Below are 14,748 nucleotides of genomic sequence, written 5' to 3'. Positions count from 1 at the left end.
TGCGCCATTGCCTACAACTACGCCAGAATCCGCCGGCTTGTACGCCTTAGGCCTGGGCTTTAACGTTTGCAGGTCGCTGTCAGTTCAGCGATCGGGTTTAGCAGCCTGGACAATCCTAGACGTACGCTCTCCACATGCGTGAGCAGGCTTCAGCGCCTGCACATCTATGTCATGGCGGTTGTGCGTGGGAGACCCTCGGGTCTGCCGGGTTCTAGGGTCCCGGTCTGCTAACCCGCGTACAGTCGCCACCCTTCTCGTTTAGCAGCGATATCTGGCGGCTCCATTACCCTAGGAGCGTCAACCATGTACAAGGTCACACCCAACCCACCAGAACCAGAAACCGACCCCAAGAAACTCCAGGAAGCCGCTGATCGCACACTCGATTACTACCTGAACCCCAAACAGGCCAAATCCGAGAATAAAGCGTCGCCAGGCCAACTCTTCACCGTCGTCGACGGCATCGACACCGAAAACCTGCTGGCCAACCTCAGCGAAACCCTGGCCTCAGCCGATGCCATGGTCAACGACCTTGCGTTCGACCTGAAAGGCTCTCGACGCCATGTTGCCCTTGGCATCCTGCAACTGATCGAACTGAGTGGTTTGTTGGCTAATCGACTGTTGGACAGCGTCAACCCAAGACCATAGCTCCCTCGTTACAAAGCCGGGGCCACAGGTAAAAAATGCACCCAACAAAAAGCCCCGCTTCTTTCCAGAAGCGGGGCTTTTTGCGTATCAGGCCACTTGAGACTGCACGCTCACCGGCTGTAGCGGTAGCAGCGGCGCATGAGGGTCGGCCTTGACCGATTCACGCCATGCCGCCAGCCACTCCGGATGCCCCTCGCTCCAGACCTGCTCATGCAGGCGGGACAAGGCCACCGGATCGCTCAGCAGGGCCAGCCGCTCACCATTGGTGAGACCCGCCGGGCCGACCTTCAGCGCGTGACGAACACGTTCGACCCGCAGCCACTCAATCGGCTCGGCCTGGCCGTGACGCGAGGTTGCCAGCGCATACGCCAAGGCGTTCTGTTGTGGATCGACCACCGCCCGGATGAAACCGTCGTTCAGCGCGTGCCAACGGTTTTCATGGGTGTACTGGTCCGTCGACAGCAGCTCCTGCGGCGGTGCGTACTCCTCAGGGATCAGGAACAGGCTTTCATCACGGGACTTCAAGCCCAGGCCCACGCGACTGGAGATCACCGACACCGGGATCGACAGCATCAGCGACCCGACAATCGGCACCAGCCACCAGAGGAAGCTCGGGTTCAGCCAGATCACCAGCAAAGCCCAGAAGAAGCCCAGCAAGGTTTGCGGACCGTGGCGCTTGACCGCTTCGCTCCATGGCGTGGAGTCGTCGTCACGTTTCGGCGAGTTCCAGGTCGCGGCCCAGCCCAGGAAAGCGGCGAGGACAAAGCGGGTGTGGAAAATCATCCGCACCGGCGCCAGCAGCATGGAGAACAGCATCTCCAGCAACATCGACAGGGTCACCTTGAACTTGCCACCGAATGCCTTCGCGCCTTTGGCCCAGATCAGGACGATGCTCAAGAGCTTGGGCAGGAACAGCAGCACGATGGTGGTCGAGAACAGCGCGATGGCTTTCTCTGGATGCCATTGCGGCCACAGCGGATACAGCTGGCGTGGCTCGAGGAAGTACTGCGGCTCCATCAATGTGTTCACCGCCAGCAGCGCGGTGGACAGCACCAGGAAGAAGAACCACAGCGGCGCCGACAGGTAGGACATCACGCCGGTCAGGAACACCGCACGGTGCACCGGGTGCATGCCCTTGACCAGGAACAGCCGGAAGTTCATCAGGTTGCCGTGGCACCAGCGACGGTCACGCTTGAGTTCGTCCAGCAGGTTCGGTGGCAGCTCTTCATAGCTGCCCGGCAGGTCGTAGGCAATCCACACGCCCCAACCGGCACGACGCATCAGCGCGGCTTCGACGAAGTCATGGGACAGGATGGCACCGGCGAACGCGCCTTTACCGGGCAACGGCGCCAGGGCGCAGTGCTCGATGAACGGTTTCATGCGGATGATCGCGTTGTGGCCCCAGTAGTGGGATTCTCCCAGTTGCCAGAAGTGCAGACCGGCGGTGAACAACGGACCGTACACCCGCGTGGCGAACTGCTGCATGCGCGCATACAACGTGTCCATGCCCGAGGCCCGTGGCGCAGTCTGGATGATGCCGGCATCCGGCGTGGCTTCCATCAGGCGCACCAGGCTGGTCAGGCATTCGCCGCTCATTACGGAGTCCGCGTCGAGCACGACCATGTACTTGTAGTCACTGCCCCAACGACGGCAGAAATCGTCGAGGTTACCGCTCTTGCGTTTCACGCGACGGCGACGACGGCGGTAGAAGATCTTGCCGAAGCCCCCGGCTTCACGGCAGACATCCAGCCAGGCCTGCTGTTCGGCCACGCAGATATCGGTTTCGTTACTGTCGCTGAGCACAAAGAAGTCGAAACGATCCAAGTCACCGGTGGCGGCCACCGACTCGAAGGTCGCGCGCAAACCGGCGAATACCCGCGGCACATCTTCGTTGCAGATCGGCATCACCAGCGCGGTGCGGGCGTCCTTGGGAATCGGCTCATTGCCGGCGCTGGCGCCGGAGATGCGGTATTTGTCGTGGCCGGTGAGCAATTCGAGAAAGCCCATCAGCGCCGTCCAGAAACCCGCCGACACCCAGCAGAACAGGATCCCGAACAGAATCAGGATGCTGGTCTGCAACGCATACGGCAGCACTTGCGTGGCCGTCTGCATCAGCGGTTGGTGCAGGACTTCGTCCAGGTCCACCAGCGACCAGCCCTGGTACGGCATGATGCCTTTCATGTACCAACCGGCAACGATGGTCTGGCCGAGCATCAGGATCAGCAGGATGTAGCGGCGAATCGAACCCACGGTACGCCAGCGTGCATGGGGCAGCACGCGCTCATCCTTGGGCGGCTTCGGCGGGTTGGTACGCCCGGTCAGGCGCCGCCAACCGCGCACCAGGATATTGGTGCGCCACGGTTCCGGCACGACCTTGGTCCGACGAATCGGCGGCGTCGCCTTCAAGCACACCCGGCCGTTGGCATCGAGAGCCAGCATTTCGGCGTCCTCGAGTTCCTCGGCAGTGCTCAGCGTCAGGCGACGGCCCACCGAGGCTTGCGCCGCCTCGTTGGGTGCGTCGAATGTCGACGAAGCCAGGCGCTTGTGCAATTCGCTGAATGACGTGCAGCCCGCCAGCTCGGCGCGCTGCTCGTCGGTCATCGGCAAATGGGCCAGATACTCACTGAGAGATTCTGGTTGTACGGACGTATTACTCATCGGCAGGCAACTGGTAGCTCCAGGTCTCGGTCAGGACTTGTTCAGCCTGTTCCGGTTCCTGTGGGGTTGGGGTCGGCTCGGCAGCGGCGGCAGACGCCTTGACGGCCTTGGCTTCTTTCTGCTCGCCGGCTTGCTCGTTGGCTTGCTCTTTTTCGCTCTGCTGCTTGGCGACCTTGTCGGCCTTGGCCAGTGTGGTCACGGAATGCCCGGTGGCTGGCAGCTCGACAGGGACCAGCGGCCTGACCAATGCGGCGCGCATCTCGGTCGCTTTGCTCGGGTCTTTGATCTTCAGGCGCAGCGTCAGGCGCCAGCCCTTGGTTTCAGGGTTGTAGCGCACGCTGTTCTCGACGATCTCGCCGTTGTCGCCAACGCTCACCTGGCTACGCACCTCGGCCTCTTCAGGCAGCGCTTGCAGGGACGGCCCTTCGAAATCCACCAGGTAGGCCACGCTGCCGTCCGGTTGACGGATCAGGTTGGACTGCTTCACGTCACCGGTCGAACGCAGGGTCTGCTTGACCCAGGCGCTGTCTGGCGAGTGCAGGTTGGCTTCGTCGAGGGTCCAGTGCAGGCGATAGGCGAAGTCCAGCGGCTGGCCTGGCTCAGGCAGTTTTTCCGGGCTCCAGAACGCAACGATGTTGTCGTTGGTTTCGTCAGCGGTCGGGATTTCAACCAGGTCGACGGTGCCTTTGCCCCAATCGCCTTTCGGTTCGATCCAGGCGCTTGGACGTTTTTCGTAACGGTCATCCAGGTCTTCGTAATGGCTGAAGTCACGACCACGTTGCAGCAGGCCGAAACCACGCGGGTTTTCTACCGAGAAGTTGCTCACGGCCAAGTGTTTCGGGTTGTTCAGCGGACGCCAGATCCACTCACCGTTGCCGGCATGGATGGACAGGCCGCTGGAATCGTGGAGTTCACGACGGTAGTTCAGCACCTTGGACGGCTGGTTGGCGCCGAACAGGAACATGCTGGTCAACGGGGCGATGCCCAGCTTGTTGACGCGGTCACGCAGGAACACGCGGGATTTCACGTCGACAACGGTGTCGGTGCCCGGACGCACGGTCAGGCGATAGGCGCCAGTGGCCCGTGGCGAATCCAGCAGGGCGAAGATCACCAGGTGCTTGTCGGTCGGTTTCGGACGCTGGATCCAGAACTCGCGAAAGCGCGGGAACTCTTCACCGGATGGCAGCGCGGTGTCGATGGCCATGCCACGAGCGGACAAGCCGTAGACCTGACCCTTGCCGATGACGCGGAAATAACTCGCGCCCAGCATGGTCATGATTTCGTCTTGCTTGTCGGCCTTGTTGATCGGGTACAACACGCGGAAACCGGCGTAGCCCAGCTGTTCGGTAGCCTTGGGATCGAACTTCACATCACCGAAATCGAAACGTGTCGGGTCGTACTTGATCTCGTCGACGGTGGTCGCGGTGATTTCGTTGATTTTCACCGGCGTGTCGAAATGCATGCCCTGGTGATAAAAGGACAGCCGGAACGGGGTCTTCTGGTCGGCCCATTCAGCTTTTTCGGTGCGGAAACGAATTTTCTGATAATCGGCGAATTTCATTTCGCGGAATTCGTTCGGCAAATTGCTGCGCGGGGCTTCGAACTTCTGCCCGGCCAATTCTTGTGCCTTCGCCGATACATCATCCAGGCTGAATGCCCACAGTTGGCCCGCGCCGAACAGGCACAACAGGGCCGAGCCCGTTACCAGGGCGCTTCTCAACCGTTTGGCAGTCATTTTTGGTGCATTACAGGGACTAACAATCACGAGCAACCCTCGCCGAAAACTGATCAAAAAACCAACGGCCAGATAAAGTATCTGCACGGTAACGGCGCTGAAAAACCGCACCTGCGGACCACTCTTGCCAAGTTGGCGAGCATTGTTCCGACTCCGACGGGGCAAAATGATTCCCCAAACGGTCCAGGACAACTCTCTACCTAAGTCAAATGGACCAGCGAACGCTGATCCCCCGTAGCGCGCGATTATCTAGTAGCCCGCGTGACAACGCATCAGGGGTAACAAAGTATTTATCGAGAAAACACCCTGTTTTACCTCGAAACAGAACCGAAAAGATGTTTCAAACGCTTTCAGACCTGTAACAGGAAGGTTACCGGGCCATCATTGACCAGATGAACCTGCATGTCGGCGCCGAATCTACCTGATGCCACAGTGCCATGCACCTGTTTCGCCTGGCTCAGCAAATAGTTGAACAATTCTTCGCCCAGGGCCGGAGGCGCAGCCGAGGAAAAACTCGGGCGCAGACCGCTTTTGGTGTCGGCCGCCAAGGTGAACTGCGACACCAGCAACAACCCTCCACCGACATCCGCCAGGGACAGGTTCATCTTGCCCTCGGCGTCGCTGAACACTCGATAGTTAATCAGCTTGTGCAAGAGCTTGTCGGCGCTGGCCCGGGTGTCCCCGGGCTCGACGGCCACCAGCACCAGCAAGCCCTGGTCCACGGCCCCGACGATCTCGTCTGCCACCTCGACCCGGGCGCCGCGCACCCGTTGCAACAGCCCCTTCATGCTTCTTCGGGCGGCAAGTCGAGCAGGCGCCGGGCCATTTGCGCGGCGGCGCGCACCAACGCGTCGGTAATTCCCGGCTCCGAAGCGGCGTGGCCGGCGTCGCGGATCACCTGCAATTCGCTGTTGGGCCAGTTCTGATGCAGCTCCCAGGCATTGTCCAACGGGCAGATGACGTCGTAGCGGCCGTGCACGATGACGCCTGGCAAATGGGCGATCTTGCCCATGTCGCGAATCAACTGGTTGGGTTCAAGGAAAGCATTGTTGGTGAAGTAGTGGCATTCGATCCGGGCAATCGACAGCGCCCGCTGCGGCTCGGAGAAGCGATCGACCACCAGCGGGTTCGGACGCAGGGTCGCGGTGCGACCTTCCCAGGTGGACCAGGCCTTGGCCGCGTGCATCTGGGCGATCTGGTCGTTGCCGGTCAGGCGCTTGTGGAACGCGCTGAGCAGGTCGTCGCGCTCGTCCAGCGGGATCGGTGCGATGTAGTCCTGCCAGTAGTCGGGAAACAGGCGACTGGCGCCAGCCTGATAGAACCACTCGATTTCCTGCGGACGGCAGAGAAAGATCCCACGCAGGATCAGGCCATGCACCCGCTCAGGATGGGTCTGGGCGTACGCCAGGGCCAGGGTCGAGCCCCAGGAACCGCCGAACAGCACCCATTTCTCGATACCCAAGTGCTTGCGGATGCGCTCCAGGTCTTCGACCAGATCCCAGGTGGTGTTGTTTTCCAGGCTGGCGTGGGGGGTGGACCGACCGCAACCGCGCTGGTCGAAGGTGACGATGCGGTACAGGTTCGGATCGAAGTAGCGGCGGCTCTGCGCATCGCAGCCGGCACCCGGGCCGCCGTGAATGAACACCACTGGCAGGCCTTCTGGGGAACCGCTTTCATCGACATAGAGGGTGTGGGTGTCATCGACAGCCAGATCGTGCCGGGCATGGGGTTTGATCTGCGGGTACAAAGTCTGCATTGCGCGCTCCGTAAGGGGTCGAGTCATCCCTGTGGGGACTTCTATTTAGTCTGCCGTTCGGCATCATAAACCCGAATGACCTTAATGAGCATGTCCCCTGCGCAGTCAAAGCATGTCAGCCAGGTACGCCAGCAGCGTGCGATACATCCGATCGACCTCCGGCACCTGACCCCGACCCCGCAGGCAACCGTGGACCAGCCCCTCGCCGAGATACAGCACTGCGTCGCCTCCTGCGGCGTTCAGCCGCTCGCTGTAACGGACGCCATCGTCGCGCAGCGGGTCCCATTGTGCGACGGCGACCCACGCCCGCGGCAAGCCGCTCAGATCGTTGGCGAGTAACGGCATGGCATACGGCGAGGGCTGCGCACCACTGAGGTACAGCGCCTCATAACGTGCCAGGTCGCCGCGGCTCAGGAGTGGGGCATCAAAACATTCGTGACGCGACGGCAGATCCGCGGGGCCGCCGAGCGCCGGATAAATCAAGACCTGGGCCCGGGGTAATGGTTGTCCAGCATCGCGCAAGGCCAGGCATAACGCGACGGCGAGATTGCCGCCGGCACTGTCGCCGACCACCAGCCGCTGACGCGGGTCGATGGCAAACGGGGAGTCCGCCAAGTGACGCCACACAGCCAGGCAGTCTTCGAAACCGGCCGGAAACGGATGCTCCGGGGCCAGCCGGTAATCCACCGCCACCACCAACGCGCCCAGCTCAGCGGCCAGCTCCATGCAGATGAAATCATGGGAATCCAGATCCCCCACCACCCAACCACCACCGTGCAGGTAAAGAAGGCATGGCCAGCCGGCGAACGGTGCCGCACTCTGCGGGTAATAGGCCCGCACCGCGACGCCGGCCAGTTCGAAATCCTCGATGGCCAACGTCGGCGGGCAGGGCGGCGTGAACGCCCGGCACATCTGGCTGTAGGCCTGGCGCGAACCGGCGAGGCTGTCGTCCGGGCTGGTGAAGCTCAGGGTTTTGTCGATGAAGGCTGACATTGCCTGGGAGAGTGGGTAGGTCATGGGAGTGACAACCAAATACATCATTGGACGAAGCACGACCTGTGGCGAGGGGATTTATCCCCGTTGGGCTGCGAAGCAGCCCTGAATGCAGATCGCCGCGGTGTGCCAGGCTGACGGCATTTAACTGTTTGGGGGCGCTTCGCACCCCCAGCGGGGATAAATCCCCTCGCCACGGGAGTTAGCAGTGTCCAGAAGATTGTGTCAGGGCTTGAGACTGGCCTGCACCGCCGCTACGCCATCCTTGCCATCAACGCTCGTGACGCCAGCCAGCCAGCGCTGCAAATCCTCGGGATGCTCGCGCAACCATTGCCGGGCGACATCCTGTGGCGTCTTGCGCTCCATGATCGGCACCATCAACTGACTCTCTTGGGCAGCGGTGAAGGTGAGGTTTTCCAACAGCCGGTTCACATTCGGGCACCGTTGGGCGTAATCCGGCGCAGTCACGGTGGAGACGGTCGCGGCGCCTTCGTTCGGACCGTAGACGTCCTCGCTGCCGGTCAGGTACGTGATGTTCATGTTGATATTCATCGGATGCGGGGTCCAGCCGACGAAGACCACGAACTCCTTGCGATTCACCGCCCGCTGCACCGCAGCCAGCATGCCCGCTTCACCGGACTCGATCAGCTTGAAGTCCTTGAGGCCGAAGTGATCGGTCTCGATCATGGTCTTGATGGTGGTGTTGGCGCCGCTGCCCGGCTCGATGCCATAGATCTTGCCGCCGAGCTGATCCTTGAACCGGGCGATGTCGGCAAACGTCTTGAGCCCCGCCGCCGCCACGTAATCCGGTACCGCCAGGGTGGCCTGGGCGTCGGCCAGGCTTGGTTTGTCCAGCACCCTCACCTGGTTGGCCGCCAGGAACGGGGCGATGTTCTTGTCCATAGCCGGTTTCCAGTAACCCAGGAAAATATCCAGGCGCTTGTCACGGATGCCGGCGAAGATGATTTGTTGCACGGCGCTGGTCTGCTTGCTGTCGTAGCCCAGACCGGTGAGCAGCACATCGGCCATGCCGCTGGTAGCGATCACGTCGGTCCAGTTGACCACGCCCATGCGCACGGTCTGGCAGGACGCAGGCTCGGCGGCCATTGCCCCGGTGCTGAGTAGAACGGTACCGCAGAGGAACGACAGACAGCGTTTGAACAGTCTTTTCATCGCGAGGGTCTCGTGCGGCAGCAGGATTATTGTAGGTCGGTGTCTTGGCGCACCGTGACCGGAACATTACGCAGCGTCGAGGGGGCGAAGGTGAACTGTGGCGACTTGGTTTTGCACGGTGGCGACAGGCAAAGAGAAGTGAGTGCTGTTGTGGCGAGGGAGCTTGCTCCCGCTTGACCGGGCTGGCGCTCCAGTGCGCAGCGCTCATAAAATCTTTGGGGCGGCTTCGCCATCCAGCGGGAGCAAGCTCCCTCGCCACAAAAGCTGCCCACTAGGGATCAACGCTTGTAGGTCTTTTGCCCCCACGCCAGGAAACCTTCCAGCAATTCCTTGAGCACCACCTGGGTCGGCGCCGCCAGGTCCGGACGGTAGTTGAACGGTTCGAATTCTTCCATGTAGGTGCTCTGGCACAATTCCAGTTGCACGGCGTGGATGTCTTCGGCCGGGTTGCCGTAGTGTCGTGTGATGTGCCCGCCCTTGAATCGCCCGTTGAGCACATGGGTGAACTGGCCGTGGCGGGCGCAGATGGCTTCGAGCTGGCTGGCCAGGGCCGGGTCGCAACTGGCACCGTTGAACGTACCGAGGTTGAAGTCCGGCAGCTTGCCGTCGAACAGGTGCGGGATCACCGAACGGATCGAGTGGGCATCGAACAGCAAGGCATAACCGAACTCGGCCTTGAGCCGTGCCAGCTCCTGCTGCAGCGCCTGGTGGTACGGCATCCAGACCTGTTGCAGATAAGTCGCCCGCTCCTCGGCCGACGGTTCCAGCCCTTCGCGAAACAACGGCACGCCATCGAACAGCGTCGCCGGGTACAAACCCGTGGTGGCGCCGACGTACATCGGTTTGTCATCGGAGGGGCGATTCAGGTCGACGACGAACCGCGAGTACTCCGCGGCCAGGGTGCTGGCGCCCAGCTCATTGGCGAATTCATAGAGCTTGGGAATGTGCCAGTCGGTGTCCGGCAGGCTCTGGGCTTCGGGAATCAACCCGGCCTTCACCGCCGGCGTCAGGCGCAGACCGGCGTGGGGCATGCTGACCAACAGCGGCACACGCCCTTGCTTGAAATTCAGGACCTTTTCCACAACCGTTCTCCTCAATCGATTTCCACGCCGTGACGCACGACGCGTTTTTCCAGATCGCCACCGAGCCAGTACGCCAGGTCGGCCGGGCGGTCGATGTACCAGGCGACAAAGTCCGCGACTTTGCCGACTTCCAGCGAACCGTGGGTGTCAGCCATGCCCAAGGCCTGGGCCGCATGAATCGTCGCCCCCGCCAGGGCTTCTTCCGGGGTCATGCGGAAACAGGTGCAGGCCATGTTCAACATCAAGCGCAACGACAATGCCGGCGAGGTGCCGGGGTTGAGGTCGCTGGCCACGGCGATTTTCACCCCGTGCTTGCGCAGGGCATCCATGGGCGGCAGCTGGGTTTCACGCAGGAAATAAAACGCCCCCGGCAGCAACACCGCCACGGTGCCGGATGCGGCCATGGCCTTGGCGTCGTCCTCGGTCATGAACTCCAGGTGATCGGCCGACAACGCCTGGTAACGCGCCGCCAGGCTGGAGCCGTGCAGCGATGACAATTGTTCGGCGTGCAGCTTCACCGGCAGCCCCAGTTGTTGTGCGGTGATGAACACGCGCTCGACCTGGGCCGGGGAAAACGCCAGGTATTCGCAAAAGGCATCCACCGCATCCACCAGCCCCTCGGCCGCCAGGGCCGGCAGCATCTCGGTGCAGATGTGTTCGATGTAGTCATCGGCGCGATCTTTGTATTCCGGCGGCAAGGCGTGGGCCGCCAGGCAGGTGCTGCGTACGCTGACCGGCAATGCGTCACCGAGGCGACGGATGACCCGCAGGATCTTGCGTTCGCTGGCCAGGCCGAGGCCATAGCCGGACTTGATTTCCACCGTGGTCACGCCGTCGCGCATCAGGCTTTTCAGGCGTTTGGCGGCGCTGGCGTACAGTTCGTCTTCACTGGCGGCGCGGGTGGCGCGCACGGTGCTGGCGATGCCACCGCCGGCCGCCGCGATCTCGGCGTAGCTGACGCCTTGCAGGCGCTGTTCGAACTCACCGCTGCGGTTGCCGCCAAATACCGTGTGGGTGTGGCAGTCGATCAACCCCGGCGTGACCCAGGCGCCCTTGAGGTCGTTGACCGCTGGATAGTCACCCGTCGGCAGTTCGGCACGCGGACCGATCCATTGAATGTGCTCGCCCTGGGTGACAATGGCGGCGTCTTCAATGATCGAGTAGACGCCCTGGGCCATGGTGGCGGCGTGGCAGTTTTGCCAGAGGGTTTTCATCCGAGTCTCCTCGTCTCATTCAAAATCGAATCGCGAGCAGGCTCGCTCCCACAAGGACTGCGCAGAACCTGTGGGAGCGGGCTTGCTCGCGAAGACGGCGGCACATTCGACATTGATGCAAGCTGACCCTCCGCTTTCGCGAGCAAGCCCGCTCCCACAGGTATCGAGGCTGATCAAACATCGTGTGTGCCTGCTTGCGGTAAGGCCCTTACAGGCTCGGCAACAACTGCGCCGTGACCAATTCATTCAGGCAACGACTGGCCAACAACTCACTGGCCGCATTGATGTCCGGCGCAAAGAACCGGTCCTTCTCATAAAACGGCACTTCTGCGCGCAACAGGCTGCGAGCCTGCTCCAGCTTCGTGGAGGTCTTCAAACCGCCGCGCAGGTCCAGCCCCTGGCACGCTGCCAACCACTCCACCGCGAGAATCCCACGGGTGTTCTCGGCCATTTCCCACAGACGCTTGCCGGCGGCCGGAGCCATGGAGACGTGGTCTTCCTGGTTGGCCGAGGTCGGCAGGCTGTCCACCGAATGGGGATGGGACAGTGCCTTGTTTTCACTGGCCAGGGCCGCAGCGGTGACCTGGGCGATCATGAAGCCGGAGTTCACCCCGCCATTGGCCACCAGGAACGGCGGCAGTTGCGACATGTGCTTGTCCATCATCAACGAAATACGACGCTCGCTCAGGGAACCGATTTCCGCGATCGCCAGGGCCATGTTGTCGGCGGCCATCGCCACCGGTTCGGCGTGGAAGTTACCACCGGAAATCACGTCACCCTCGGCGGCGAACACCAGCGGGTTGTCCGACACCGCGTTGGCCTCGATCACCAGCACCTCGGCGGCCTGGCGGAACTGAGTCAGGCAGGCGCCCATCACTTGCGGCTGGCAGCGCAGGGAGTACGGGTCCTGGACCTTGTCGCAATTCTGGTGCGAATCGGAAACTTCGCTGCGCTCGCCCAGCAGATCGCGGTAGGCCGCAGCGGCATCGATCTGGCCTTTCTGGCCACGGGCGGCATGGATGCGCGCATCGAATGGCGAGCGCGAACCCAGCACCGCTTCCACCGTGAGGCTGCCCAGGGCCAGGGCACCGGCGAACAGGTCTTCACCTTCGAACAGGCCACGCAGGGCAAACGCGGTGGAGACCTGGGTGCCGTTGAGCAGTGCCAGGCCTTCCTTGGCGGCCAGGGTCAGCGGCGCGAGGCCGGCGACTTTCAGGGCCTCGACGGCCGGCAGCCATTCGCCCTTGTAGCGGGCCTTGCCTTCACCCAGCAGCACCAGGGACATGTGGGCCAGCGGCGCCAGGTCACCGGACGCACCGACCGAACCCTTGAGCGGAATGTGCGGATAAACCTCGGCATTGATCAGCGCAATCAGCGCATCGATCACCTGCCGACGGATGCCGGAAAAGCCCCGGCTCAGGCTGTTGACCTTGAGCACCATGACCAGCCGAACCAACGCGTCGCTGATCGGCTCGCCCACGCCAGCGGCATGGGAAAGCACCAGGGAGCGCTGCAGGTTTTCCAGGTCTTCGCTGGCGATGCGGGTCGAGGCCAGCAGGCCGAAACCGGTGTTGATGCCGTAGGCGGTGCGGTTCTCGGCCAGGATCTGCTCGACGCAGGCGACGCTGGCTTCGATCTGCGCCGAGGCGCTGGCGTCGAGGCTGAGGGTCACGGGTTGCTGATAGATGTCACGCAATTGAGCCAAGCTCAATTGGCCGGGAATCAGGTTTAAGGCAGTCATGTATTGCTCCTTTTGAGAGTTTTGTTTTTTCACCCGCCAGTCGCTCCGGAATGTTCCGTTATCCGTCACCTTCGCTTTGGGCGATGCCTTGTGGGCAATGGGTGTCTTGGCACGCTGGCGCTTTTTTGATCAATTCAAATTCGGTAATACGTTGTGCAGCACGCTCGGGTCTTTAAGCAGGCCGGCGGCACTGGCGATGTCCGGCGCCAGCCAGCGGTCCTGGTCGTAGGCCGGAACGCGTTCGCGCAGCAGCTTCCAGGCGATGTCGGTGCCGGCGCCGAAGCGCTGGGCCTTGAGGAACTCAAAGGCCTGGGCCGCCAACAGGTATTCGATGGCGAGGATCTGCGTACAGTTTTCCAGCGCCCGGTGCAGCTTCAGGGCCGCGTTGGTGCCCATGCTCAAGTGATCTTCTTGCAGCCCTGAAGTGACGAAGTTGTCGAGCACCGCCGGTTGCGCCAGTTGGCGGTTTTCCGCGCACAGCGACGCGGCGACGTATTGCACGATCATCATCCCCGAGTTTACGCCGGGGTTGGCCACCAGGAAGGCCGGCAAACCGCTGACGTGAGGGTTGATCAAGCGGTCGAGGCGACGCTCGGCGATGGAGCCGATCTCTGCCATGGCAATCGCCAACAGGTCCGCCGCCAACGCCACCGACTGGCCGTGGGGATTGGCCTGGGACATGACCCGGAAATTCTCCGGCGTACCCAGCAGCAGCGGATTATCAGTGACCGCGTTGAGTTCGGTTTCGATCTGTTGCCGGGCGTGGGCCAACTGATCGCGAGCCGCGCCGTGCACCTGGGGAATCGAACGGATGCTCAAGGCGTCCTGGGTACGGATGCCCAGGCTCGCGGCGATGACCTCGCTGCCGTCGAGCAATGCCCGCAAATTGTTCCCGACCTGCTGCATGCCCGGGTGCGGCTTGAGGGCAATGACCTCGGCGTCGAACGCGGCGATCTGGCCGCGCTGGGCCTCGAAGCTCATGGCGCCGATCACGTCGGCCCATTGCACCAGCCGCGTCGCATCGGCCAAGGCCAGGCAGCTCAGGCCGGTCATGCACGGCGTGCCGTTGACCAGGCACAAACCGTCCTTGGCCCCCAGTTGCACCGGTTGCAAACCCTCGGCGGCCAAGGCCTGTTGCGCCGGGACTATTTGTCCGCGATAGCTGACCTGGCCAACGCCCAGCAGCGCGATGCCGATATGGGCCATGTGGGTCAGGTAACCCACCGACCCCTGGGATGGCACTTGCGGCGTGATGCCGCGATTGAGCAGCGCCAGCAGCGCTTCGACCACCCGGCGATGGATGCCGGATTTGCCCTGGCTGTAGTTGAGGATGGCGGCGCAGATAATCGCCCGGGTCTGCTCATCGCAAAGCACCGGTCCAACGCCACAGGCATGGCTGAGCAGTGTGTTGCGCGACAGCTGGCTGAGTTGTTCGTCCTTGAGCGAGACATTGCACAAGGCCCCCAGGCCGGTGTTGACGCCGTAGGCGCGCTCGCCGCTTGCGACGATGCGCTGGACGATGGTCTGGGCATTGTCGATCCGCGCCCAGGTCTGGGTCGACAACTCGAGCACAGCGCCGAAGCGGGCGACGGCGACCACGTCCTGCCAGCGCAACGGAGCGCCGGTGATTACGATTTTTTCAGCCTGGGACATCTTCAACCTCATGAAAAATTCATTTCAGCATCACATCTGGCTTAAGGCATCGCCTCTGTGGCGAGGGAGCTTGCTCCCGCTGGACTGCGCAGCAGGCC

At 62.3% G+C, this 14,748-nt stretch carries 11 protein-coding genes; 1 reads left to right on the top strand and 10 read right to left on the bottom strand.

Annotation, left to right across the window (positions count from 1 at the left end):
- The first annotated feature begins 303 nt into the window (after positions 1-303).
- Positions 304-645 (top strand): DUF6124 family protein, encoded by a 342-nt coding sequence (locus AC515T_RS02145; RefSeq protein WP_496531263.1) that lies wholly within the window; start codon positions 304-306, stop codon positions 643-645.
- Between the two features lie 87 nt (positions 646-732).
- Here AC515T_RS02145 and mdoH read toward each other — a convergent pair whose 3' ends face one another.
- The 10 genes from mdoH to hutH (AC515T_RS02095) all read right to left on the bottom strand — a co-directional run bounded on the left by mdoH (position 733) and on the right by hutH (AC515T_RS02095) (position 14,650).
- Positions 733-3,303, bottom strand: a complete 2,571-nt coding sequence (mdoH, locus tag AC515T_RS02140; RefSeq protein ID WP_496531262.1) for a glucans biosynthesis glucosyltransferase MdoH — start codon at positions 3,301-3,303, stop codon at positions 733-735.
- Positions 3,296-5,038: a glucan biosynthesis protein G gene (locus AC515T_RS02135; RefSeq protein WP_496531261.1), complete on the bottom strand. Its 1,743-nt coding sequence runs from the start codon at positions 5,036-5,038 to the stop codon at positions 3,296-3,298. The genes mdoH and AC515T_RS02135 overlap by 8 nt, the downstream gene beginning before the upstream one ends.
- Before the next feature lie 350 nt (positions 5,039-5,388).
- The gene (dtd, locus tag AC515T_RS02130; protein ID WP_496531260.1) at positions 5,389-5,826 is read right to left on the bottom strand and encodes a D-aminoacyl-tRNA deacylase; all 438 of its coding nucleotides are present in this window, start codon (positions 5,824-5,826) and stop codon (positions 5,389-5,391) included.
- Positions 5,823-6,794, bottom strand: a complete 972-nt coding sequence (gene pip / locus AC515T_RS02125) for a prolyl aminopeptidase (protein WP_003196909.1) — start codon at positions 6,792-6,794, stop codon at positions 5,823-5,825. The genes dtd and pip overlap by 4 nt, the downstream gene beginning before the upstream one ends.
- 105 nt (positions 6,795-6,899) lie before the next feature.
- Positions 6,900-7,811, bottom strand: coding sequence for an alpha/beta hydrolase (locus AC515T_RS02120; protein ID WP_496531259.1), 912 nt, complete (start codon positions 7,809-7,811; stop codon positions 6,900-6,902).
- Between the two features lie 201 nt (positions 7,812-8,012).
- A complete protein-coding gene (locus AC515T_RS02115) occupies positions 8,013-8,960 on the bottom strand; it encodes a choline ABC transporter substrate-binding protein (RefSeq protein WP_496531258.1) in 948 nt (315 codons plus the stop codon).
- A gap of 278 nt (positions 8,961-9,238) precedes the next feature.
- Positions 9,239-10,042: an N-formylglutamate deformylase gene (hutG, locus tag AC515T_RS02110; RefSeq protein ID WP_496531257.1), complete on the bottom strand. Its 804-nt coding sequence runs from the start codon at positions 10,040-10,042 to the stop codon at positions 9,239-9,241.
- Positions 10,043-10,053: 11 nt separating this feature from the next.
- A complete protein-coding gene (gene hutI / locus AC515T_RS02105) occupies positions 10,054-11,256 on the bottom strand; it encodes an imidazolonepropionase (protein ID WP_496531256.1) in 1,203 nt (400 codons plus the stop codon).
- A gap of 208 nt (positions 11,257-11,464) precedes the next feature.
- On the bottom strand, positions 11,465-12,997 hold the full coding sequence (hutH, locus tag AC515T_RS02100) for a histidine ammonia-lyase (RefSeq protein ID WP_496531255.1): 1,533 nt from the start codon (positions 12,995-12,997) through the stop codon (positions 11,465-11,467).
- Positions 12,998-13,126: 129 nt separating this feature from the next.
- Positions 13,127-14,650, bottom strand: coding sequence for a histidine ammonia-lyase (hutH, locus tag AC515T_RS02095; RefSeq protein ID WP_496531254.1), 1,524 nt, complete (start codon positions 14,648-14,650; stop codon positions 13,127-13,129).
- Between the last annotated feature and the right edge of the window lie 98 nt (positions 14,651-14,748).

Source organism: Pseudomonas sp. FSO-7 (genome assembly GCF_059579345.1).
Note: the sequence above shows the minus strand (reverse complement) of the source record. Positions and strands in the feature narration are given on the sequence as shown.

Bases quoted from the DNA above. Each gene is read 5' to 3' on its own strand.
- AC515T_RS02145 (WP_496531263.1), top strand. From the start codon at position 304: ATGTACAAGGTCACACCCAACCCACCAGAACCAGAAACCGACCCCAAG.
- mdoH (WP_496531262.1), bottom strand. From the start codon at position 3,303: ATGAGTAATACGTCCGTACAACCAGAATCTCTCAGTGAGTATCTGGCC.
- AC515T_RS02135 (WP_496531261.1), bottom strand. From the start codon at position 5,038: ATGACTGCCAAACGGTTGAGAAGCGCCCTGGTAACGGGCTCGGCCCTG.
- dtd (WP_496531260.1), bottom strand. From the start codon at position 5,826: ATGAAGGGGCTGTTGCAACGGGTGCGCGGCGCCCGGGTCGAGGTGGCA.
- pip (WP_003196909.1), bottom strand. From the start codon at position 6,794: ATGCAGACTTTGTACCCGCAGATCAAACCCCATGCCCGGCACGATCTG.
- AC515T_RS02120 (WP_496531259.1), bottom strand. From the start codon at position 7,811: ATGACCTACCCACTCTCCCAGGCAATGTCAGCCTTCATCGACAAAACC.
- AC515T_RS02115 (WP_496531258.1), bottom strand. From the start codon at position 8,960: ATGAAAAGACTGTTCAAACGCTGTCTGTCGTTCCTCTGCGGTACCGTT.
- hutI (WP_496531256.1), bottom strand. From the start codon at position 11,256: ATGAAAACCCTCTGGCAAAACTGCCACGCCGCCACCATGGCCCAGGGC.
- hutH (WP_496531255.1), bottom strand. From the start codon at position 12,997: ATGACTGCCTTAAACCTGATTCCCGGCCAATTGAGCTTGGCTCAATTG.
- hutH (WP_496531254.1), bottom strand. From the start codon at position 14,650: ATGTCCCAGGCTGAAAAAATCGTAATCACCGGCGCTCCGTTGCGCTGG.